Source organism: Mesorhizobium montanum, from assembly GCF_033977145.1.
GTDB classification, from domain to species: Bacteria; Pseudomonadota; Alphaproteobacteria; order Rhizobiales; family Rhizobiaceae; genus Mesorhizobium; species Mesorhizobium montanum.
Genome location: NZ_JAVIJF010000011.1, coordinates 1 through 22,983 on the forward strand (window position 1 = coordinate 1; position 22,983 = coordinate 22,983).

Annotated in this window: 19 protein-coding genes; 8 read left to right on the top strand and 11 right to left on the bottom strand. The window is 63.6% G+C overall.

The window, feature by feature from the left end:
• Window positions 1-159: 159 nt before the first annotated feature.
• Window positions 160-1,749, bottom strand: coding sequence for a trimethylamine methyltransferase family protein (locus RFM68_RS16045; protein WP_320233952.1), 1,590 nt, complete (start codon window positions 1,747-1,749; stop codon window positions 160-162).
• Window positions 1,750-1,969: 220 nt separating this feature from the next.
• Window positions 1,970-3,463, bottom strand: coding sequence for a MocR-like pyridoxine biosynthesis transcription factor PdxR (pdxR, locus tag RFM68_RS16050; RefSeq protein WP_320233953.1), 1,494 nt, complete (start codon window positions 3,461-3,463; stop codon window positions 1,970-1,972).
• Between the two features lie 441 nt (window positions 3,464-3,904).
• Here pdxR and pgi point away from each other — a divergent pair, with 441 nt between their 5' ends.
• Complete coding sequence (pgi, locus tag RFM68_RS16055) at window positions 3,905-5,548, top strand: glucose-6-phosphate isomerase (protein ID WP_320233954.1); 1,644 nt, start codon at window positions 3,905-3,907, stop codon at window positions 5,546-5,548.
• A 5-nt stretch (window positions 5,549-5,553) separates the two neighbouring features.
• Window positions 5,554-6,279 (top strand): HAD family hydrolase, encoded by a 726-nt coding sequence (locus RFM68_RS16060; RefSeq protein WP_320233955.1) that lies wholly within the window; start codon window positions 5,554-5,556, stop codon window positions 6,277-6,279.
• Here RFM68_RS16060 and RFM68_RS16065 read toward each other — a convergent pair whose 3' ends face one another.
• Both RFM68_RS16065 and RFM68_RS16070 read right to left on the bottom strand, forming a co-directional pair.
• Entirely contained in the window at window positions 6,280-6,963 is a 684-nt protein-coding gene (locus RFM68_RS16065) for a class I SAM-dependent methyltransferase (RefSeq protein WP_320234139.1), read from the bottom strand.
• Window positions 6,964-6,986: 23 nt separating this feature from the next.
• The gene (locus RFM68_RS16070; protein WP_320233956.1) at window positions 6,987-8,951 is read right to left on the bottom strand and encodes a long-chain fatty acid--CoA ligase; all 1,965 of its coding nucleotides are present in this window, start codon (window positions 8,949-8,951) and stop codon (window positions 6,987-6,989) included.
• 462 nt (window positions 8,952-9,413) lie between these two features.
• Between RFM68_RS16070 and RFM68_RS16075 the strand changes: the two genes are divergently transcribed.
• From RFM68_RS16075 to RFM68_RS16095, 5 genes are read left to right on the top strand one after another with little or no spacing between them, the layout of a single operon-like run.
• Entirely contained in the window at window positions 9,414-11,012 is a 1,599-nt protein-coding gene (locus tag RFM68_RS16075) for an ABC transporter substrate-binding protein (protein WP_320233957.1), read from the top strand.
• A gap of 50 nt (window positions 11,013-11,062) precedes the next feature.
• Entirely contained in the window at window positions 11,063-12,070 is a 1,008-nt protein-coding gene (locus RFM68_RS16080) for an ABC transporter permease subunit (protein ID WP_320233958.1), read from the top strand.
• Between the two features lie 27 nt (window positions 12,071-12,097).
• A complete protein-coding gene (locus tag RFM68_RS16085; RefSeq protein WP_320234140.1) occupies window positions 12,098-12,982 on the top strand; it encodes an ABC transporter permease subunit in 885 nt (294 codons plus the stop codon).
• Complete coding sequence (locus tag RFM68_RS16090) at window positions 12,982-13,833, top strand: ABC transporter ATP-binding protein (protein WP_320233959.1); 852 nt, start codon at window positions 12,982-12,984, stop codon at window positions 13,831-13,833. The genes RFM68_RS16085 and RFM68_RS16090 overlap by 1 nt, the downstream gene beginning before the upstream one ends.
• A complete protein-coding gene (locus RFM68_RS16095; protein ID WP_320233960.1) occupies window positions 13,830-14,657 on the top strand; it encodes a dipeptide ABC transporter ATP-binding protein in 828 nt (275 codons plus the stop codon). Before RFM68_RS16090 ends, RFM68_RS16095 begins: the two co-directional genes overlap by 4 nt.
• Window positions 14,658-14,794: 137 nt before the next feature.
• Here the strand turns inward: RFM68_RS16095 and RFM68_RS16100 are convergent, their stop codons facing one another.
• The 5 genes from RFM68_RS16100 to RFM68_RS16120 form a co-directional block, all read right to left on the bottom strand.
• Window positions 14,795-16,069 carry a cysteine desulfurase-like protein gene (locus RFM68_RS16100; protein ID WP_320233961.1) on the bottom strand — a complete coding sequence of 425 codons (1,275 nt, stop codon included), beginning with the start codon at window positions 16,067-16,069 and terminating at the stop codon, window positions 14,795-14,797.
• Window positions 16,070-16,119: 50 nt separating this feature from the next.
• Window positions 16,120-16,794: an amino acid ABC transporter permease gene (locus tag RFM68_RS16105; RefSeq protein ID WP_320233962.1), complete on the bottom strand. Its 675-nt coding sequence runs from the start codon at window positions 16,792-16,794 to the stop codon at window positions 16,120-16,122.
• A gap of 219 nt (window positions 16,795-17,013) precedes the next feature.
• A complete protein-coding gene (locus RFM68_RS16110) occupies window positions 17,014-17,811 on the bottom strand; it encodes an ABC transporter substrate-binding protein (protein ID WP_320233963.1) in 798 nt (265 codons plus the stop codon).
• A 72-nt stretch (window positions 17,812-17,883) separates the two neighbouring features.
• A complete protein-coding gene (locus tag RFM68_RS16115) occupies window positions 17,884-19,074 on the bottom strand; it encodes a pyridoxal phosphate-dependent aminotransferase (protein ID WP_320234141.1) in 1,191 nt (396 codons plus the stop codon).
• A 180-nt stretch (window positions 19,075-19,254) separates the two neighbouring features.
• The gene (locus tag RFM68_RS16120) at window positions 19,255-20,016 is read right to left on the bottom strand and encodes an HpcH/HpaI aldolase family protein (RefSeq protein WP_320234142.1); all 762 of its coding nucleotides are present in this window, start codon (window positions 20,014-20,016) and stop codon (window positions 19,255-19,257) included.
• Between the two features lie 123 nt (window positions 20,017-20,139).
• On the opposite strand from RFM68_RS16120, the gene RFM68_RS16125 reads away from it, so the two are divergent.
• Complete coding sequence (locus RFM68_RS16125) at window positions 20,140-21,231, top strand: LLM class flavin-dependent oxidoreductase (protein ID WP_320233964.1); 1,092 nt, start codon at window positions 20,140-20,142, stop codon at window positions 21,229-21,231.
• 3 nt (window positions 21,232-21,234) lie between these two features.
• On the opposite strand, the gene RFM68_RS16130 is transcribed toward RFM68_RS16125, so the two are convergent.
• Both RFM68_RS16130 and RFM68_RS16135 read right to left on the bottom strand, forming a co-directional pair.
• Window positions 21,235-21,630, bottom strand: coding sequence for a RidA family protein (locus RFM68_RS16130; RefSeq protein ID WP_320233965.1), 396 nt, complete (start codon window positions 21,628-21,630; stop codon window positions 21,235-21,237).
• Between the two features lie 31 nt (window positions 21,631-21,661).
• A complete protein-coding gene (locus RFM68_RS16135; protein ID WP_320233966.1) occupies window positions 21,662-22,810 on the bottom strand; it encodes an acyl-CoA dehydrogenase family protein in 1,149 nt (382 codons plus the stop codon).
• Window positions 22,811-22,983 lie beyond the last annotated feature (173 nt).

The window sequence follows — 22,983 nt, forward strand, 5'->3', positions numbered from 1 at the left end:
GGCCAGCGCTCACATATCCGCGCGCAAAAGGCCGGACATATGAGCGCAAGCGATCCGATCAAATCATCTCCAGCCAAAGCCTTGCAAGCAGGGGGCCGTCCACATATGAGCACCGGAAGCGCAGGAAAATACCTTTTGCAGACCGGCCTCACCTGAATATTAGCCGCCCATCTTGTTGCGCGGCAACTTGATCATCTCGCCGAAGCGGGCGCGCAATTTGTCGTCGAGTATGCGCGAGACGTGGCGCGGGAAACGCTCGGCGAGCACCCGTTTCTTCTCCGCGATCGCCCTTTGCAGGATGTCGGGCCGGCCCTTCTCGTTCCATTCCTTCGGCGAGAAACGGTCGCCGACGGCGGGATAGAAATACTCGGTCTGCATCAGCTTCAGCGTCTGATCGTTGCCGAGATAGTGCCCGGGACCCTTGGTGCAGACATCGGTTATCGTATCGATCGACAGCGCATCGTCGGTCACCTCGATGCCGCGCACGCAGCGCAGGCAATGTCCGAGCATGTCGTTGTCTATGATCAGGCTTTCGAGGCAGAAGCCGAGCAGCGAGGCATGCATGCCGGCCGATTCATAGACCAGGTTGAGCCCGGCTAGGCCAGCCATCACATCGGTGATGCCTTTCTCGTAGCCGGATTGGATATCGGGCAGTTTCGAGTCCGTCATGCCGGCGGCCGAGCCGCCCGGCAGGTCGTAATACTGCGCCATCTGCGCGCAGGCCGCGGTCAGCACCGCCTGTTCGGCCGAGCCTCCCGACATCGCGCCCGTTCTAAGATCGGAAACGAACGGCCAGGTGCCGAAGATCGCCGGATGTCCAGGCTTGATGGCGTTGACATAGACCAGGCCCATCAGCACTTCCGCCACCGCCTGCACGACGGCGCCGGCAATCGCGGCGGGAGCTGTGGCGCCGGCCTGGCCGGCCGACAGGAGCAGGATCGGAATGCCGCCTTCGACGCATGCTTCCAGCACCCCGCAGGCGTCCTCCGCGAACTTCATCGGCGGCACCACGAAGCAGTTCGAGTTCGACACGAACGGCCGGGCCCGGAAATTCTCCTCGCCGCCGGCGATGGCATAGAGCATTTCGAGCGCCGGCTTGACGTTTTCGCGCACGGTGAACGAGGTGCCGACATGCTTGGACGTCCCCATCACGCAGGCGTAGAGCGTGTTGAAGTCCATATCGAGCGGGTCGGGAATGTCGCGCGGCACCATGGTGCGCTGGAAGAAATGGATGTTGTCGAGGCCATCGACGAGGCGGGCGGCGTCGTAAAGATCCTGCAGCAGCGATTCGCGATATTCGCGCTTCTCGACATCGACCAGATGCACCGCAGCACCGGCCGTGCCGTAATGCACACGTTTGCCCTGGATCAGCATGTCGTGCTTCGGATCCTGGCCGTGGAGGGTGAAGTTGCGCGCCGCTTGTCTGATCGTGTCCAGCACGAGCGCGCGCGGCAGCCTGATGCGGCCGTCGTCGCCATAGGTGCCGCCGACCCGGGTCAGCGCTTCGATGCAGGACGGGATGGCGTTGGCGAAACCGACCGTCTCCAGCAGCGTCAGCACCGCTTCGTGGATGCGTTCGCGGTCGTTCTGGCTCAATGGGCCATAGCTGCCGCCCTCGAGACCGGCCCGCACTGGCCGGATGTCGTCGGCCAAAGGCGCCGCCCGCATCGCGCGGCGCGCTTCGCGCCCCCCGGAACGCCGCGAACGCTGGTCCGCCGACGTTTCCTGCTTCTCCAGAGCCACTGACATGGAAGCACTCCACCTTTGTCTTTATCTGCGAGGCGGGACGCGGCGGTTGGTCCACCATCGGCCTGTCTCGTCCCCTTCTGGCCCCGACTATGCCGCCGGCATTGGTACAGCCTATGAGCCAGCCAATTCCGTCGAATATGCCAGAACTCTAAAGCGACAGGAGTGCGCCCAAACAAAAAGAGCCGGCGCAGGGCCGGCTCTTTTTGGGAGTCTGTGGCGATCAGGCGGCCGCGGGCCGGCGTCCGGCGGCGGTGGCGAGCTCGCGAATGCCTGGCTCGATATGCTGAAGCGAGATCGAGGAGATGCCCAAACGCATGAAACGAGAGGGCTTTTCGCTGCGGTCGAAGAACCGGTCGCCGGGTTCGATGATGACGCTGCGCGAAGCGGCCGCTTCGGCGAGGCCACGTGAATCGGTGCCGCGCGGCCCCTCCAGCCAGAGCGATGTGCCGCCGGCCGAGTCGGTCGAGCGCCATTCTGGCAGGAAAGCGGAAATCGCATGGACCAGACGCTTGCGCCGTTCGTCGAAAGCAGCGGAAAGCCTGCGCACCAGCGCCTCGTGGTGGCCGAGCGACAGGAACAGCGCCACGGCGCGCTGGTTGTTCGCCGGCGGATGCCTGAGCATGAAGCGGCGCAGCGCGCGAAGCTCGGCGATCAGCCCGGCCGAGGCGACGATGTAGCCAAGCCTGAGGCCGGGAGCCAGCGTCTTCGACATCGAGCCGACATAGATGACGCGACCCGAGCGATCGAGGCTCTTCAGCGCCTGCTGCGGCGCCTCGTCGAGCAGCTGGCTGTCATAGCCGTCCTCGATGATGATCTGGTTGTTGCGGTTGGCGCGCGCCAGGAGATCCTGCCGCCGTTCCGCCGAAAGCGGCACCATGGTCGGGCAGTGGTGGCTTGGCGTGACGAAGACGAAGCCGGAATCGGCGGGGATAGAAGACGTTACGATACCGGACTGGTCGACCGGAACCGGCTGGATATCGGCGCCGGCGAGCCGAAAGATCGAGCGCGCGTCCGGATAGCCGGGGTCCTCCATCGCCACCTTCGAACCTTTGGTCATCAGCAGCGTGGCCAGCATATAGAGCGCGTTCTGCGCCCCCAGCGTCACGATGATTTCGTCCGGATTGGCGAAGATGCCGCGGCGCGGCAGAAGCCTGGCCTGGATCTGCTCGATCAGCAGCGGATCGTCGCGGTCCACCATGTCGGACGCCCAGTTGCGGATCTCGAGCACGGCCAGCGCCATGCGGTTGCATTCGCGCCATTCGGCGGTCGGAAACAGCGCCGGATCGAACTGGCCATAGACGAACGGGTAGGAGGACTTGATCCAGTTGTCGTGCTTGGCCGGCGGCGGCATGTCGCTGGCGGCGATCTGCCTGCGCGCCTTCCAGTCAATCTCGTTCTGCTGGTCCGGCGCCTTCTGGTGCGGCTTGGCGGGGGTGGCCAGCACGTCAGGATTGACGAAATGGCCGCGCCGTTCGCGCGCCACCAGGAAACCCTGGTCAACCAGCTGCTGGAAGGCCAGCACCACCGTACCGCGGGCAACCCCAAGTTTTTCCGCGAGAATCCGGCAGGACGGCAGCGGCATCGAAGCGGCGATTTGTCGGTCGAGAATGGCCGCGACGATCGCCTGGCGGATCTGCGCCTGGAGAGTTTGGCCGGATTCAGCCGAAATCCGGAACAGGCCGGACCATATGGCCGTGTCATTGCGCTGTGGCATGGGAAATCATCCTCGGACGGCCAGCTGTTTTCACTTGGCTGGACCAGTGGAGTGTATGGGTGGCATAAGGGGTTGCGCCAATCAATTTTTCTGATCGCTGGGATTTATGCCAGTGATCTATCAGGCGCGACGCGGAGCGTCGTCGCCGCGCATTTCAGGCGCGACGCGAAGCATCCAAGCGCGATGCGCAGCATCGTCGCGGCACCATCCAGGCGCGATGCGCAGCATCGTCGCGGGCCCGTTTTAAAGCGCACTGCGCAGCACGTCGCCGTGAAATTCTCGCACCTCACCGTCCAATACCAAACCTCATCAAAGCGTGATCCTGTGCGTCATTGCCGCGCTTGAACGAAATGAAAATCGGCTCGATAGAATGACGCGCCGACACGCGCCGGAAACATCCGGCCTGTTAAAATGGTCTAAAAACCTGTCAGGAGCCCGCCAGTGGACCAGTCATCTTTCGACAAGCAACTTGCCGCGTTGCGTGATCAGCGCGCGGCGGCCAAGGGCTCGATGCGCGAGGCCTTCGCCGCCGATCCCAAACGCTTCGAGACGTTCTCCGCCACCGATGGCGATCTTCTGCTCGACTGGTCGAAATGCGCGGTCGACGCAAATACGATGACGATGCTGGAGAAAATAGCGGGCGCCGCCGATCTCGAAGGCCGCCGGGCCGCCATGTTCGACGGCAAGAAGATCAACATCACCGAGAACCGCGCCGTGCTGCACACGGCGCTGCGGAACCTGACGGGCAAGAGTGTCGTCGTCGACGGCCAGGATACCAAGGCCGATGTGATTGCCGTACTCGACGCCATGGGCGCCTTCGCCGACGCCATCCGCTCTGGCAAGGCGGCCGGCGCCACGGGCAAGAAGATCACCGACATCGTCAACATCGGCATAGGCGGCTCGGATCTCGGCCCGGCGATGGTGACGCTCGCGCTCGCGCCCTACCATGACGGGCCGCGCGCGCATTACGTCTCCAATGTCGATGGCGCCCACATTCATGACACGCTGAAGGGCCTGTCTCCCGAGACGACTTTGTTCATCATCGCCTCCAAGACCTTCACCACGGTCGAGACGATGACGAATGCGCAAACCGCGCGCGACTGGGTTCAGAAGGAGCTTGGCAAGGAAGCGGTCGGCAAGCATTTCGCCGCCGTTTCGACCGCGCTCGACCTTGTGGCGAAGTTTGGCATCGAACAAGACCGCGTCTTCGGCTTCTGGGATTGGGTCGGCGGCCGCTACTCGGTCTGGAGCGCCATCGGCCTGCCGGTGATGATTTCGGTCGGCCCGCGCAACTTCCACGCCTTCCTCGACGGCGCGCATGAGATGGACGAGCATTTTCGCACCGCGCCGATACGGAAGAACCTGCCGGTGTTGCTGGGGCTGACCGGCTGGTGGCACCGCGTCGTCTGCAAATATCCGGCCCGCGCCGTCATCCCTTACGACCAGCGCCTGTCGCGCCTGCCGGCCTATCTGCAGCAGCTCGATATGGAATCGAACGGCAAGAGCGTCACGCTGGACGGCACCACGGTCACCACCCCCACCGGTCCGCTGGTCTGGGGCGAGCCCGGCACCAACGGCCAGCATGCCTTCTTCCAGCTCCTGCACCAGGGCACCGACTTCATCCCCGTCGAATTCCTTGCCGCCGCTGTCGGCCATGAGCCCGAGCTGAAGCATCAGCACGACCTGCTGCTCGCCAATTGCCTGGCGCAGTCGGAAGCCTTCATGAAAGGCCGCACGCTGGAGGAGGCGCGTGCGCAGATGCTGGCCAAAGGCATGAAGCCCGCCGATGTCGACCGCATCGCGCCGCACCGGGTCTTTTCGGGCAACCGCCCCTCGCTGACCATCCTCTACCGCAAGCTCGATCCGCGCACGCTCGGTCGGGTTATCGCGCTTTATGAACATCGCGTCTTCGTCGAGGGCACGCTGTTCAACATCAATTCCTTCGACCAATGGGGGGTCGAGTTGGGCAAGGAATTGGCGACGGGCCTGCTGCCTGTCGTTGAGGGCAAGGAGACTGCCGCAAAACGCGACGCCTCGACTGCCGGTCTGGTGGGACACATCCACCAATTGCGCGGCGCGGAGTAACAGGATTGGCAGACATCAAGGGAATTCTCTTCGACAAGGACGGAACGCTTGTCGATTTCAACGCAACCTGGCTTGGCATCGCCGACTTCATGGCCATGGACGCCGCCGAAGGCGATCGCTGGAAGGCCGACAGGCTGCTTGCGGCCGCGGGCTTCGATTTCGCCAGCAAGCGCTTCAAGCCCGATTCGATCTTCGCCTCCGGCTCGAACATGGATGTCGTCGAGCTCTGGTTCCCGCGCCGCTCCAACGAGGACCAGATGCTTGCCGTCTCGCGCTTCAACGAGATCACCTCGGTGCAGGGCTCTTCGATGGCCGTTGCACTCCCCGGCGTCATCGATTCGCTGCGCACGCTGCACAAGCGATCCTATCGCATGGGCGTCGCCACCAATGATTCGACCAGCGGCGCCGAGAAGACACTCGCCACGCTCGGTGTCGCGCAGCTCTTCGACGCCGCCTTTGGCTATGATGCCGTGGCGAATCCGAAGCCGGCGCCGGACACGGTCGTCGCCTTCTGCGATCTGACCGGGCTGAAGCCGGGCGAGATCGCCATGGTCGGCGACAACCGCCATGACCTCGAAATGGCGCGCGCCGGCGGCTGCGGTCTGGCAGTGGGCGTCCTTTCCGGCACCGGCACACGCGACTCGCTGGCGCCGATGGCGGACGTCATTCTGGATTCTGTTGCCGACCTGCCGGATTTTCTCGCCGCGCGGGTGAAGGTGCCGGCGGGCTGATCAGCCTTCCGCAACAAAAGCGAGGACGGCGCTCGGCTTCGGCTCGCTGCCGCCGTTTCCGCCGACATCCGGCACCTGATATTCGCCGAGCAGGCAAAGCCGCGTCCGGGGCAGCCAGGCGCGGCCGGGGTCGCCGACCAGCACATCGATGCCGGCCGCGAGGCAGCGGTCGAGGAACGGTATCATCCGCTGTCCCACGTCCTGCGCGTAGAAGACGTCGCCCGCGAGCACCAGATCGACCGCCGGCGGCGGACCGGCGGTGACGTCCTCAGCGCGTATCTGGATGGCGACGCCATTGGCTTGCGCATTGAGGCCGAGCGCCGCGACACCGTTGCGGTCGATCTCCGCCGCGATGACCTCGCGCGCTCCGGCTTTTGCCGCCGCTATGCCGACCAGCCCCGAGCCGGCGCCGAGATCGAGCACCCGCTTGCCGGCAACGATCGATGGACGGTCGAGGATGTAGCGCGCCAGCACCGCGCCGCCGGCCCAGGCATAGGCCCAGTAGGGTGGCTGCGGCTCGGCCTCGCTCTCGTCCGGGCCGTCGTCCGGTTCGAGCAATCGCCGCAGGCCGCTGCCGGGATGCGCCAGATAGAGCCTGATCTCCGGCAGCGACGGTACCGGCGCCAGCCGCATGTTTGCCCGGATGAACTCGGCCGGATCGAGCCTCTTGGCCCGCTCTCGCATTGCCTCGGAATGATCGCTCAAGCCTATTCCCGCAGCGCCCGCCGCAGGATCTTGCCGACCGGCGTCTTCGGCAGTTCGGTGCGGAACTCGATGTATCTCGGCCGCTTGTAGCCGGTCAGGTTCTCGCGGCAATAAGCCATCAGCGCCTCGACGGTGAGCGCCGCATCCTTCTTGACCACGAACAGCTTCGGCACCTCGCCGGAATGCTCGTCAGGCACGCCGATCGCCGCCACTTCCAGCACGCCGGGGTGATGCGCCACCACTTCTTCCAATTCGTTGGGATAGACGTTGAAGCCGGAGACCAGGATCATGTCCTTCTTGCGGTCGACGATCTTGGTGTAGCCGCGCTCGTCCATGAAGCCCATGTCGCCGGATTTGAAGAAGCCGTCCTTGGTCATCACCTTGGCGGTCTCGTCGGGCCGGTTCCAGTAACCGGCCATCACCTGCGGCCCGCGAATGCAGATCTCGCCGACTTCGCCGAGCGGCACGTTGCTGCCGTCGTCGTCGCGGATGGCGATCTCGGTCGAAGGCAGCGGCAGGCCGATGGTGCCGGTGAAGTCGCTGGAACTGAACTTGTTGGCGGTCGCCACCGGCGAGGTCTCCGACAGACCGTAGCCCTCGCTCACCGGGCAGCCGGTCAGCGCCTTCCAGCGCTCGGCGACGCCCTTCTGCACCGCCATGCCGCCGCCCAGCGTCAGGATCAGCGGCTTGAAGTCGAGCTTGCGGAACTCCTCATTGTTGAGCAGCGCGTTGAACAGCGTGTTGAGGCCGGGGAAGATGTGCATCGGGTATTTCGCCAGTTCCTTGACGAAGCCCGGAATGTCGCGCGGGTTGGGGATCAGCACGTTCTGCGCGCCCTGCTGCATGCCCATCAGCGCGTTCACCGTCAGCGCGAAGATGTGATAGAGCGGCAGCGCGCAGATGAAGTTGAGATGCGCCGGCTTCGGCTTGACCGTATAGGCATCCTCCACCCACAGCGAATTCTGCGCGACGTTCGAAAGCACGTTGCGATGCAGCAGCGTCGCGCCCTTCGAGATGCCGGTGGTGCCGCCTGTATATTGCAGGAAGGCGATGTCGTCGCCGGAGACCGTCGGCGGCTTGAAGGCGATGGTCGCGCCGGTTTTGAGCACCGCATTGAACTTGACATGGCCGGGCAACGACCATGCCGGGACCATCTTCTTCACCCGCCGCACGACGAGGTTGACGATGGCGCCCTTGAGGCCGCCCAGCATGTCGCCCATTGCCGCGACGATGACGTGTTTCACCGGCGTCCTGGCGATCACCGTCTGCAGCGTGCCGGCGAAGTTTTCGAGGATGACGATCGCCTGCGCGCCGGAATCCTTCAACTGGTATTCCAATTCGCGCGGCGTGTAGAGCGGGTTGATATTCACCACCGTATAGCCGGCACGAAGCACCGCCATCATCGCCACCGGATATTGCAGCACGTTCGGCATCATCAGCGCCACGCGCGCGCCCTTCTCCAGGCCCCTTGCCTGCAGATAGGCGCCGAACGCGGCCGAGAGCCGCTCAACCTCGGCATAGGTGATCGACTTGCCCATGCACACGAAAGCCGGCCGTACGGCGAATTGCTTGCAGGCGCCGACAAGGAAGTCGCCGATGGACTTGTATGGCAGGGCGCCGATCTCGGCCGGCATGTTCTTCGGATAGCTTTTCAGCCACGGCTTTTCCGGCAGGCCGACAGTGAGTTCGGTGATCGCCTTCGGCAGGCCCTTCGCGGCAGGACTGGCGGCGCCAGCCGCCGGTGCCGGCATCGCGGCCGCTGCTTTTCCGGTTGCCGGCTTGTCCACCTTCGCGGCCTTGGCCCTTGTCGTTGCGGGCTTGGCACTGGCCGGCTTTGCGGGTGCTGCCTTTGCGGTCGTCTTGGCCTTCGGCGCGGCGGTGGCCTTTGCGGCCTTGGGTGCGTCGCTTTCGGCGGCGGCCTTGGCCTTTGCTTTCGCCGGGGCTGTCGTCTTGGCTGCTTTTGCCACCTGTCTCTCCCTGTCGCCTTCGATCTGGGGCGCCCGCTTCCAAAAGAAGCGTCCTCCACGCCGGTCACGGATTTTCCGGGAAATCCCGCCCACCATCTATGTATTGCCTCTATCGGCGGCCGTGCAAGCCTTGCCCCGGCGGCAAGGCGGGGAAAGATTCGCCGTCGAAATCCCATGCGTCGATGGCCTCTCGCAGCGTACCTGGGCGACCGACAGACCCCTGGCAGTCATGCTTGCGCGCCCATTTCGAAAGCTGGCCGATCAATAAAAAAATGCCGTCGTTAATAATGTCGTGAGCAGAAAAAACTGCTCAATTTTTCCGTAATTGGAGCAAAAACTAGATTCTTTTCCTGCTTCCCATGGGGTACGCAAACGAGGTGTTCCAAAGGCGAAGAAACGGTGCTTATATGCGCCCTTCGCGAGCCTGATAGAGGGGCTTGAGAGAACATCAGGGAGTGCTCAATGAAAAAGACAATGACTTTTGCGGCCGCGTTGCTGGCTGCAAGCGTCCTCAGCGGCATGGCCAGTGCAAAGACGCTTGTATATTGCTCGGAAGCGTCGCCGGCCAATTTCGATCCGGGTACGACGACCGGCGGTAACGACTTCGACGCGTCGTCGCGCACGGTCTATTCGCGACTGGTCGAGTTCAAGCACGGCGGCACCGAAGTCGAGCCGGGTCTTGCCGATAAGTGGGAAATTTCCGACGATGGGCTGGTCTATACTTTCCACCTGCATCCGGGCGTGAAGTTCCAGACCACCGACTATTTCAAGCCGACGCGCGACCTCAACGCCGATGACGTCGTCTTCTCCTTCGATCGCCAGTTCAACAAAGAGAATCCGTGGAACGGCGACAAGTATCTGCCGAACCTCACCTGGGACTATTATACCGGCATGGACATGCCGAAATATGTCGCCAAGTGGGAAAAGGTCGACGACCTCACCGTCAAGCTGACGCTGACCGAGCCCAACGCGCCGATGCTGGCCAATCTCGGCATGGACTTCGCCTCGATCGTGTCGAAGGAATATGCCGACCAGCTCCAGAAGGACGGCAAGATGGCCGACTTCTCGACCAAGCCGATCGGCACCGGTCCGTTCCAGTTCGTCGACTACCAGCTGGATTCGGTCATCCGCTATGCGGCCAATCCCGACTACTTCAAGGGCAAGGAGAAGATCGACGATCTCGTCTTCGCCATCACGCCTGACGCGACCGCCCGCATCCAGAAGGTACTGGCCGGCGAATGCGACATCGCGCCCTATCCGAACCCGGCCGACATCGCCACCATCAAGGCCAACAAGGACGTGACCCTGATGGATCAAGCCGGCCTGAACATCGGCTACATGAGCTACAACACCACGATCCCGCCGCTCGACAAGCCGGAAGTGCGCCACGCGCTCAACCAGGCGATCGACCGGGAAGCGCTCATCAAGTCGCTGTTCCAGGATGCCGGCGCCACGCCTGCCGAGAACCTGATCCCGCCGACCATGTGGTCGTGGGACAAGGACGTGAAGACCGACACCTACAATCCGGATGCGGCCAAGAAGGTGCTGGCCGATGCCGGTCTCAAGGAAATCCAGCTCTGGGCTTCCGACCGCGTTCGTCCGTACAACCCGAACTTCCAGCGCGCCGCGGAACTGATCCAGGCCGACTGGGCCAAGGTCGGCGTCAAGGCTGAAATCGTCAACTACGAGTGGACGAAGTATCGCTCGGAAGGCAAGAAGAAGGACCGTCCCGGCGCCTTCCAGATCGGCTGGACCGGCGACAATGGCGATCCGGACAATTTCTTCGCCACCCTCTTTGCCTGCTCGGCCATCGGCGTCTCGAACTACTCCAGCTGGTGCGACAAGGACTTCGAGGACCTGATCCAGAAGGCCAAGAAGACCAGCGACCAGGCCGAACGCACCAAGCTCTATGAGCAGGCGCAGGTGATCTTCGCCAAGGAAGCTCCGGCTTTCCTGCTCGCCCATAGCCAGGTTTACGCGGTCGTTCGTAATAATGTCAGCGGCTTCAAGATGGACCCGCTCGGCATTCATCGCTTCGACGGCGTTGACAAGGCCGAATAATATTGCGAACGGGGCGGCGCAACTTTAGCGCCGCCCCATTCAATTCGACGATGCTCCGATATCTTCTCAACAAAATCGCCCTCCTGATCCCGACCCTGATCGGCATCACCCTCTGCGCCTTCGCTTTCGTGCGGCTGCTGCCCGGCGACCCGATCCTCGCCATGGCCGGCGAGCATGGCGTCGCCCCCGCCCGCTACGAAGAGCTCAAGCAACAGTTCGGCTACAACCTGCCGATCTGGGAGCAGTATGTGCGCTATGTCGGTGAGGTGGCCACCGGCGATTTCGGCGTCTCCATTTCGTCCAAGCGCCCGGTGCTGGAGGAGTTCAAGACACTGTTCCCGGCGACGCTGGAACTGTCCTTCTTCGCCATGATCTTCGCCATGGTGATCGGCATACCGGCCGGCATCTTCGCCGCCGTCAAGCGCGGCTCATGGTTCGATCAGTCGCTGATGGGCACCGCGCTGGTCGGCTATTCCATGCCGATCTTCTGGTGGGGCCTGCTGCTCATCATCTTCTTTTCCGGCTATCTCGGCTGGACGCCGGTTTCCGGCCGCATCGGCCTGCAGTTCTTCTTCAAGCCGATCACCGGCTTCATGACGATCGACACCTTGCTCTACGGCAAATGGGATGCTTTCCGCTCGGCGCTCAGTCATCTCGTCCTGCCCGCGATCGTGCTCGGCACGATTCCGCTTGCGGTGATCGCGCGCCAGACGCGTTCGGCCATGCTTGAGGTGCTGGGCGAGGACTATGTCCGCACCGCGCGCGCCAAGGGCCTTTCGTCGGGCCGCGTCATCGGTGTGCATGCATTGCGCAACGCGCTGATCCCGGTCGTTACCACCATCGGCCTGCAGGTCGGAACGTTGCTCGCCGGTGCCATCCTCACCGAGACCATTTTTGCCTGGCCGGGCATCGGCAAGTGGATGGTCGATTCCATCTTCAAGCGCGACTACGTCGTCGTGCAGTCAGGTTTGCTTTTGATCGCGCTCATCGTCATGGCGGTGAATCTCATCGTCGATGTGCTCTATGCCGTCATCAACCCGCGCATCAGGGCGGCGTAGATGAGCCAATCGACCGAAATCGCCCCGATGGCCGCCGGCAGTCCGGATCGTCTCACCGGGCTGAAAACCTTCTGGCATTACTTCTCGGTCAACCGCGGCGCGGTCATCGGCGTGTTCGTCTTCATGCTGCTGGTGCTGGCGGCGCTCTTTGCGCCGCTCCTTGCGCCCTATGCGCCCGACGTGCAGGACAAGACCGCGTTCCTCAGGCCGCCGGCCTGGCAGGCGGGAGGCAGCACGCAATATCTGCTCGGCACCGATCCGGTCGGGCGCGACATGCTCTCGCGCCTGCTCTATGGCGCGCGCTTCTCGCTGCTGATCGGCACCGTCGTGGTCACGCTGGCTCTTACCGGCGGCATCACGCTCGGCCTGCTGGCCGGCTATTTCCGCGGCTGGGTCGACGTGGCGATCATGCGCGTCATGGACCTGATCCTCGCCTTCCCGTCGCTGCTTCTGGCGCTGGTGCTGGTCACCATCCTCGGCCCCGGCCTGTTCAATGCCATGCTTGCGATCTCACTGGTGTTGCAGCCGCATTTCGCGCGCTTGGTGCGAGCCGCCGTGATGGCCGAAAAAAGTCGCGAATATGTCGTGGCGGCAAAGGTCGCCGGCGCCGGGCACATCCGGCTGATGCTGGCCACCATCCTGCCCAACTGTCTGGCGCCGCTGATCGTCCAGGGCACGCTGTCCTTCTCCAACGCCATCCTGGAAGCCGCCGCACTCGGCTTCCTCGGCCTAGGCGCCCAGCCGCCGACGCCGGAATGGGGCACCATGCTTGCCTCGGCGCGCGAATTCATCCTGCGCGCCTGGTGGGTGGTCACCTTCCCGGGCCTCGCCATCCTGATCACCGTGCTCGCCATCAACCTGGTCGGCGACGGCCTGCGCGACGCGCTCGATCCGAAACTCCGGAGGTCGTGATGGCGCTGCTTGACATCCAGAATCTCGTTGTTGAGTTCCAGACCGCGTCCGGCCCGTTCCGCGCCGTCGACGGCGTCTCGCTCCATGTCGAGGAGCGCGAGGTGCTCGCCATCGTCGGCGAATCCGGTTCGGGCAAGTCGGTGTCGATGCTGGCCGTGATGGGCCTTTTGCCGTGGACGGCCAAGGTGACCGCCGACCGGATGGACTTCGCCGGCCGCGATCTCCTGAAGCTGAGCCCTGCCGATCGGCGCAAGATCGTCGGCAAGGATATGTCGATGATCTTCCAGGAACCGATGGCAAGCCTTAATCCGTGCTTCACCATCGGTTTCCAGATCGAGGAGGTGCTGCGCTTCCATATGGGCATGGACAAAGCCCAACGGCGGGCGCGCGCCATCGAACTCCTGAAGCAGGTAGGCATTCCCGAGCCGGCGGAGCGGCTGGACTCCTTCCCGCACCAGATGTCGGGCGGCCAGTGCCAGCGCGTCATGATCGCCATCGCCATTGCCTGCAATCCGAAGCTTTTGATCGCCGACGAGCCGACAACGGCGCTCGACGTCACCATCCAGAAGCAGATCCTCGATCTCCTGGTCTCGCTGCAGGCCAAATACGGCATGGGCCTGATCATGATCACCCACAATATGGGCGTGGTCGCCGAAACCGCCGATCGCGTCATCGTCCAGTACAAGGGCCGCAAGATGGAAGAGGCCGACGTGCTGTCATTGTTCGAAAGCCCAAAGAGCAATTACACGCGCGCGCTGCTCTCGGCGCTGCCGGAAAATGCCGTCGGCGACCGGCTGCCGACCGTTTCCGACATGCTGTTCGAGCCGGCGCCCTCAGGAGCCGGCGCATGACCAAGGTCGTCGAAGGCAAGAACATCAAGCGCGACTACCATGTCGGCGGCGGCCTGTTCCGCGGCGCGCGCACCGTGCATGCGGTCAAGGGCGTCTCCTTCAGCGTCGAGAAGGGCAAGACGCTGGCCATCGTAGGCGAGAGCGGCTGCGGCAAGTCCACGCTCGCCCGTATCATCACGCTGATCGATCCGGCCACCTCCGGCGAGCTGTTCATCGACGGCAACAAGGTCGACATCGTCAAGGACGGGCTCTCCAAGGAAATGCGCCGCAAGGTGCAGATCGTCTTCCAGAACCCTTATGGCTCGCTCAACCCGCGCCAGAAGATCGGCGACGTGCTCGGCGAGCCGCTGCTCATCAACACCGACAAGCCGGCCGAAGAGCGCCGCGACCTTGCGATGAAGATGCTGAAGAAGGTCGGGCTGGGACCGGAGCACTATAACCGCTATCCGCACATGTTCTCGGGCGGCCAGCGCCAGCGCATCGCCATTGCCCGCGCGCTGATGCTGAACCCGAGCCTCTTGGTGCTGGACGAGCCGGTCTCGGCGCTCGACCTCTCGGTGCAGGCGCAGGTCCTCAACCTGCTTGCCGACCTGCAGGACGAGTTCCAGCTGACCTACGTCTTCATCAGCCACGACCTGTCGGTGGTGCGCTACATCGCCGACGACGTGATGGTCATGTATTTCGGCGAAGCGGTCGAATACGGTCCGCGCGACGAGGTCTTCTCCGACCCCAAGCACGCCTACACCAAGACGCTGTTCGCCGCGACGCCGCGCGCCGACGTGGCGTCGATCAAGGCGAGGCTGGCGAAGAAGAAGGCGGCTTAACCTCTCTTCGTCATCTTCGGGGTCTGCGCCGCGTCGCTTCGCTTCGCCTGAGTATGACGACGTTAGGGTCGCGACGCCCTACCTCCCCCTTGTGGGGAGGTCGGACCGAAGGTCCGGGTGGGGGTACAGCGCCGAACTTACGACAGCTTCGCGATGATCGCCCGCAGCGCTTCGCCAAACCGGTGCACTTCCTCCACCGTGTTGTAATGCACCAGCGAGGCGCGGATGGCGCCGCTGTCCATCGAGAGGTTGAGCCGCTTCATCAGCCTTGGCGCATACATATGGCCGTCGCGGATGCCGATCTGCATGACCGCCATTTCCTCGACGATCCGCTGTGGCGACAGCTCGCTGGTGTTGAAGCAGAAGGTCGGCACGCGTTCGTGGATGCGGGCTTCCTCGGAGACGCCGTAGATTGTCGCGCCGCAATCCTTCAGCACCTTCATCATCTCGCGCGCCAGCGTCAGCTCGTAGTCGCGGATGGCGTTCATGCCGGCGACGATGTTGTCGCGCCGAGAGCGGTTGTTCTGGGCTAAGAAATTGCGGCCGATCGATTCCAGATAGCGCACCGCCGCGTCCATGCCCGACACGTTCTCATAGATGAAAGTGCCGGCCTCGACCTTGTAGGGCGGCTCGTTCGGAATGAAGTCCTCGCGGAAGGTCGGCAGCCGCTTCAGCGTGTCGAAGCGGCCCCAGAGAAATCCCATATGCGGCGAGAAATTCTTGTAGCCTGAACAGACGAGATAGTCGCAGCCCCAGGCCTGCACGTCCATCGGTCCGTGCGGTCCGTAGTGCACGCAGTCGAGGAACACTTCGGCGCCGGCGGCATGCGCGATCCTGGCCACCGAGGCGACGTCGACGATCGAGCCGATCGAATGCGCCGTCACCGTGCAGGCGACGAGGCGCGTGCGCTCCGAGACCAGCGGCTTGAGGTCGTCGACATGCAGATTGCCGTCCTCGCGCATGCGCCACCATTTGAACTTGGCGCCGGCCGGCTCCAGCGCCAGCCAGGTGGCGATGTTGGCGTCGTGGTCCATGTCGGTGACGACGATCTCGTCGCGCTCTGAAAGCATTTGGCCGATGCCGAGGCTGACCAGGCGGATGAACGAAGTGGCGTTCATGCCGAAGCAGATTTCGGACGGGCTGTAGGCATTGATCAAGAGCGCCACGCTTTCGCGCGCATCGGCGACCGACTGGTCCACAGTGACGCTGCGGCCATAGCGGCCGCCGCGCTGGACATTGTTCGCCACCAGATGGTTGGTCACCGCGTCGAGCACGCTTTGCGGGATCTGCGCGCCGGCGGCATTGTCCATGAAGATGAAGTCGCCGGCCTGTCGAAGCGCCGGAAACATGGCGCGGATTTTTTCGACTGGGAATGCGGTGGCATTCGTATTGTCGGTCTGATGCTTGTTCACGGGGTGGCTCCTGCGAAGGACTTGGACGGGGGTGGGATCGGTTGGTGAGGTCAGCGCGTCTTCTCGGTCTGGAAGCGGCGCTCGAGCAGGCTGACGAGGCGGACCATCGGCCAGAGGAAGATGAGATAGACCAGCGCCGCGCCGATCAGCGGCGAGGGGTTGGCGTAGAGCGACTGCGCATTGGTCGCTTCCTTCAACAGTTCAGGCAGCGCCACAGTCGAGGCGAGCGAGGTGTCCTTGAACATCGAGACGCAGTTGCTGGTCATCGGCGGGATGACCACGCGGATCGCCTGCGGCAGCACCACCTTGCGCAGGGTGAGCATGAACGGCAGGCCGAGCGCCTGCGCCGCCTCGAACTGGCCGCGCGGAATGCTTTCGATGCCGGAGCGGAACACTTCGGCCGAATACGCCGACATGATGATGGCGAACGCCGTCACCGCTGATGCCCAGGACGACAGGCGGATGCCGAGGAAGGGCAGCGCGTAGTAGATCAGGATCAGCACCACAAGCACCGGCAGGGCGCGGAAGATATCGGTATAGCCGACCGCGAGCAGCCGCAACGGCTTTGGTGCGTAGAGCCGCACGAGGCTGATCGCCAGCCCCGCGGCGATGCCGATGACGATGCTCATTACTCCGAGCACCAGCGTGTTGAGGAAACCGCGCAGCAGCGCCGGCAGGCTGGAAAGGATGACATCGGGATTGAAGAAAGTGTCGATCAGCGACATGGGAGCATTCCCGAACCGTTTTGCGTACAGAGCAATTCCAGGAAAAATGTGAAACGGTTTTCCGTCCGGAATTGCGTCAAATCAAGGAGACAGACAGACGCCAGAGCCAAGCACCGAAACCGATATTGCCGCACCGATTGCGGTCCCGGGAAGGTCATGCGTGAAAACGAGACGTGCCGGCCTTTCGAGCCGGCACGTCGCTTGTTTGCCGGGTGCTGTTCAGGCCTTGGGCAGCGGCATTTCCTTGACGGTCGAGGAGTCGGCCGGAGCATCGCTGTCGAACCACTTCTTGTGGATCGCGGCCAAAGTCCCGTCCTTCTTCATCGCGGTGATCGCGTCATTCAGCTTGCCGAGCAGGGGATGATCCTTGGTCATCATCAGGCCGTATTGCTCGCCGGTCTTGATGCGCTGCTTGACGACGAGATCCTTCATCTTCTTGAAGGAGTACTGCATGCCGGGGATGTCGCTGACCGCGGCATCGACTCGGCCCGCGCTGAGGTCGAGCAAAAGGTTCTGCTGCGTGTCATAACCCTTCACATCGCTGAAACCGTCGGCCTGCTGGTGGTCCTTGACCCAGGTTTCGCCGGTCGAACCGGACAGCACGCCGACGACCTTGCCCTTGAGGTCGGCTTCGGTGTTGATCGCGCTGTCGGTCTTGGTGGCGATACCCATGTCGGAATCATAATAGGGCTGCGTGAAGGACTGCGACTTCAACCGCTCCTGCGTGATGGTGATCGACGAGATGGCGACATCGATGCGCTTGGAGGTGGTGGCGGCGAACAGCGCCTGGAAACCGAGATCGGCGATGTCGGTGGTCATGCCGATGCGCTTGGCCGCCTCGTTGACGATGTCGACCTCAAAACCCTCGAAGGTGCCGCTCTCGTTCTTGTATTCGAAAGGCGGATTGGTCGGGTAGGCGCCGACATTGAGCACATCCGCGGCGTGAGCCGTGGCGGGGCCGGCGGCGATGCCGATGGCGGCGGCCATGAGAAGCAGGTTGCGACGAGTAAAGCTCATTTCTGTTCCCTCTGTTGTTGAACGGGCGGGTTGTTCCCGCACGGTTTTTGCCGCCCCGCTTCCGGCAGGGCGTCAATTCATTGCGGCGGTCATGCGCTCAAGCGCAGTTTCTATCTGGCCGCTGTCGCGGCACACGCACATGCGCAGGAATGCCGCTGCCGAATTTCCGAAGAGGTGACCCGGCGCAAGGCCGACCCGCGCCGTCTCCAGAATGCGGGCGCAGGCGCGGCGCGCATCGTTCTCGCCCTCCAGGGCGAAGAACGCATACATGCCACCGCGCGGCTTGGTCGGCAGGATGATGCCCGGGATACGCGTCAGCCTGTCATAGGCGAGGTCGAGACCGGTCCTGATCCGCTGCCTGATTTCCTCCACGAGCGGCTCGCCCTGGCGGATCGCCGCAACGGCGCCCGCCTGGATCGGAGCGGCTGTGCCGCTGTTGATGTATTGCGTCATGGCGCCGAGTTGGTCGGCAACGCCCGACGGGTGCGTCAGCCAGCCGATGCGCCAGCCGGTCATCGCCCAGGCTTTCGAGAAGCTGTTGACCGACACCACCCGGTCGCCATCCTCGGCGATCTGCAGGATGGAAGGCGCGACGTCGCCGTCGAAATAGAGCCGGCCATAGACCTCGTCGGAAATGATCCAGATGCCGGTGCGCCGGCTGAAATCGAGCAGTGACTGCATCTCGGCGCGCGACGCTATCCAGCCTGTCGGGTTGGACGGCGTCGACAGGAAGATCGCGCGGGTGCGCGCGTCGCAGGTCGCGAACAGCCGGTCGAGATCGAGCCGCCAGTCGTCCTTGAAGTCGAGCGGGAATGGCCGCGGCTCGCCGCCGATCAGGTGGATGGCGTTGTGGATGTTGGGCCATTGCGGCGCGACATAGACGACATTGGTGCCGGTATCGACCAGCAGCTCCAAGGCAAGATACAGCGCCTGCATGCCGCCCGGCGTTACCGTGGTGCGTCCGATGGGGATCGAGCGGCCATGGATGCGCGTCTGGTATTCCGACAGCGCTTCATTCAGCGGGCCATGCCCGCGCATGTTGGGAACATAGAAGGTCAACCCTTCATCGAAAGCGGCCTTTGCCGCCTCGCGGATGAAGGCGGGCGTAACCATGTCGCCCTCGCCGTACCAGAGCGCGACGACATCGCCCAACTCACGGGCGCGCACGGCGAGATTGGCGATGTTTTCAGTGTGCAGGTCGCGAATCTGGGCACGCACGCCATCGAAAGCATAGCGCGCGCTGGACGAAGACTGGGGCAACACAAACGACAAGGACTGAAACCCCTCCCACCACGATGGACTGGCCGGAAAAACCCCTTCGCCACGGCAGTCGCCATCGACTTCGGATGCTATCCAAAGTGCGGCGCTTTTCAAGGTAAAAGTTTTAAGCTTAAAAAGTTCGGCCGACCTGTTGCTCCGCCGATACGCCTGGCCGCGCCCATCTTACGTCAGTTCGGCGCGCGCAGCCGCACAATTGGCTGCGGCGCCGGCGCCAAGAAACATCGTGTCGCTGGCCAGCACGAAGAAACTTGCGCCGACGCCTGCCCATCGGTTGATGATCTGTGGGCTGGCGCAGAATATGCCGGCGGTCCTGCCATGAGCGATCGTCGCGCCGATGATTGTTCGGATCGCCTCGGAGAGCTTGTCCGCGCCTGCCGGGCCGATCGCGTCGATCGATACCGAAAGATCGCCAGGGCCGACGAAGATCACGTCGACGCCGTCGACGGCCGCGATCGCTTCGATGTTGGCCAGCCCTTCCGATGTCTCGACCTGGACCGCGACGACGATCCGGTCATTGGCGGCGGCAAGATATTCGGGAATGCGATAACCATAGCCGGCGGCGCGGCCGGGGCCGACACCGCGCTCGCCTTGTGGCGGATAGCGCGAGGCCCTGACAGCCAATGCGGCTTGGGTGGCGGTCGAGACGCGCGGGATCAGAACGCCTTGCGCGCCGCTGTCCAGCGCCGTCTGGATCGCTTCTGGAGCATGGCCGGGAACGCGCACCAGTGCCGGCACGCGATGGACGTCGGCCGCGCGCACCATGGTCTCGATCATGTCGCGCGAGATCTGCGCGTGCTCCCAGTCGATGCAGAGGAAATCGAGGCCGGACAACGCCATCACCTCGACGGCGACCGGATGAGGAATGGCGGCGAAGGACCCGATGAGGTTCGTCTTGCCGATGCATTTCTGGCGGAACTCGCTCATGTCCATCCCCTTTTTCATGGTGCGGGAATCCATAGCTGCAAACTGCGGCGGGGCGAAGCTATTTCAGGCTTGAAATATTTTCACGCGGGCCTAGCGTGTGTCCGCCCGCCGCGAGTGCCAGACATGATCAAAGCGCATCCCCTGCACGGCCCGAACAGACTGAAGCTTGGCGTCTTCTCCACCAACGCGGATGGCGGCCTTGCCATCACCGATGTCCCCGAGCGCTGGACGGCGAGCTGGCAGGACAATCTGACCGCAGCGCAGATCGCGGACCGCGCGGGCCTCGAATTCATGCTGCCGATCGCGCGCTGGCGCGGTTTCGGCGGCCGCAACAAGGTTCGCGAATTCTCCTTCGAGACCTTCACCTGGGCGGCGGCGCTCGGCGCGGCGACCGAGCAGATCGGCTTGTTCATGACGGTGCACGTGCCGCTGGTGCATCCGCTCTACGCCGCCAAGGCGCTGGCGACGGTCGACCATATCAGCCGGGGCCGCGCCGGCTTGAACATCGTCTGCGGCTGGAACCCGAAGGAATTCGGCATGTTCGGCACGCCCCTGGTCGAGAAGGGTTACGACCAGGCAGCCGAGTGGATCGAAATCCTCGAGCGGCTTTATGCCTCGAGCGAGCCGCTCGACTATGAAGGCACTTATTATCGGCTGAAGGAGGCGGTGAGCCGGCCGGCCAGTCTTCAGCTTCCACGCCCGGTCACTATGAACGCCGCTTTCGGCGGTCCGGGTCGGGATTTCGCCGCCGCCAGATGCGACTATCTGTTCACGACCTTCTCCGAGATGAGCGATGCCGGCAAGCATGTCGCCGACATCGGCGAGCGCGCCGACAAGATTGGCCGTGATGTCGGCGTCTATACGGTGGCGCATGTCGTGTGCCGCCCGACGATGGAAGAGGCGCAAGCCTATTACACGCGCTACGCCGTCACGATGGCCGACCACGAAGCGGTCGATGCGCATATGGCCGGCAAGAAGGAATTCTCCCAGTCGCACGACCCGCATGCCTATGATCGCTACCGGCAGCGTTTCGCCGGCGGCGCCGGCACCTATCCCCTGATCGGCACACCGGAAACGATCGCCGCCGACATGGCGGTCATCGCCGGGCATGGCTACCAGGGCATCGCGCTTTCCTTCGTCAACTACACCCAGGAACTGCCCTATTTCTGCGACCACGTGCTGCCGCTGCTCAGGCAGGCGGGGCTTCGCGGATAGAACTCAGTCTGGAATGACCGCCGTCGCCTGGATCTCGACCTTGGCCCTGTCCTCGACCAGTGCCATCACCTGCATGGCCGCCATCGCCGGGAAGTGCCGGCCGATCACTTCGCGGTAGGCCTCACCGATGCCTTTGAGGTTGCCGACATACTCGGCCTTGTCGGTGAAATACCAGGTCATCGAGGTGATATGCCGCGGCTCGCCGCCGGCTTCGGCCAGCACCGCAACGATGTTGGCGAGCGTCTGGCGCACCTGGCCGACGAAATCGTCGGTCTCGAACCGGCATTCGGCATTCCAGCCGACTTGGCCGCCGATAAAGACAAGCCGGCCGCGCGCGGCGACGCCGTTGGCATAGCCGACCGGTTTGGCCCAACCCTCCGGCTGCAGAATGGTGTGCATGTCTAGCCTCCCCCTAATTCAAACCCGGTTCTCATGCCGTCCCGATTACCTGCCTGGCGATCACCACCTTCTGCACGTCGGAAGCGCCTTCATAGATGCGCAGCGCCCGGATCTCGCGATAGAGGCTCTCGATGATGTGGCCCTTGCGCACGCCGTCGCCGCCATGCAGCTGCACCGCCTCGTCGATCACCTCTTGCGCCTTGTCGGTGGCGAACAGCTTTGCCATCGCGGCTTCGCGCGTCACCCGCGCGGCCCCCGTGTCCTTGGTCCACGCTGCGCGGTAGACGAGCAGCGCGGCGGCGTCGACATCCAGCGCCATGTCGGCGATATGGCCCTGCACCATCTGCAATTCCGCCATCGGCGCGCCGAACAGTTTTCGTTCGGCCACCCGCTTGATGCTCTCGTCCAGCGCCCGTCGCGCGAAGCCGAGGGCTGCGGCGCCAACGGTCGAACGGAAGACATCGAGCACCGACATCGCAATGCGAAAACCGTCGCCGGGCTTGCCGATCAGGGCAGAAGCCGGGACGCGGGCATTGTCGAAGCAGAGCCGTGCCAGCGGGTGAGGGGCAATCACCTCCAGCCGCTCGGCGATGCCGAGATCCTTTGTGCCGGCCGGCACGATGAAAGCGGAAATCCCCTTGGCGCCGGGCGCCTCGCCGGTGCGGGCAAACACGACATAGAGGTCGGCGATGCCGCCATTCGAGATCCAGGTCTTTTCGCCAGAAAGCACGTAGTCGTTGCCGTCGCGGGCTGCCGTCATTTCCATGTTGGCGACGTCCGAACCTGAACGTGGTTCTGAGAGTGCGAAAGCAGAAATCGCTTCACCAGCTCGCGTCTTTTCCAGCCATCGCTGCTGGTCCGGCGTGCCGAACAGCGAGATCGCGCCGGTGCCCAGCCCCTGCATGGCGAAGGCGAAGTCGGCGAGCCCGTCATGGCGGGCAAGCGTCTCGCGCGTGATGCACAGCGTGCGCACATCGAGCGGTCCCGGGTTGGCCGGGTCGAGCGCTGTCGGCTTCAGCCAGCCGTTGCGGCCAAGCATGGAGACCAGATCGCGGCAGGCGGCGTCGACGTCGCGGTGATCGACGGGAAGGTTTTTCGCGCACCAGGCGTCGAGGCGTTCCGCGAGTTTGCGGTGGCGGTCTTCGAAGAAGGGCCAGTTGAGGAAGGAACGGTCAGGCATGCGTGGTGCCTCCGCAGTGCTTTGAGGTTTGCGCTCTACGGCGCCCGCCTCTGTCCTGCCGGACATCTCCCCCTCTAGGGGGGAGATCGGCTGTCATTGCCGCTTTCGTCAATCGCCTGCTTTGCAGGAGAGGCGTTGCCGGCGGAGCTGCCAATCTCCCCCCTAGAGGGGGA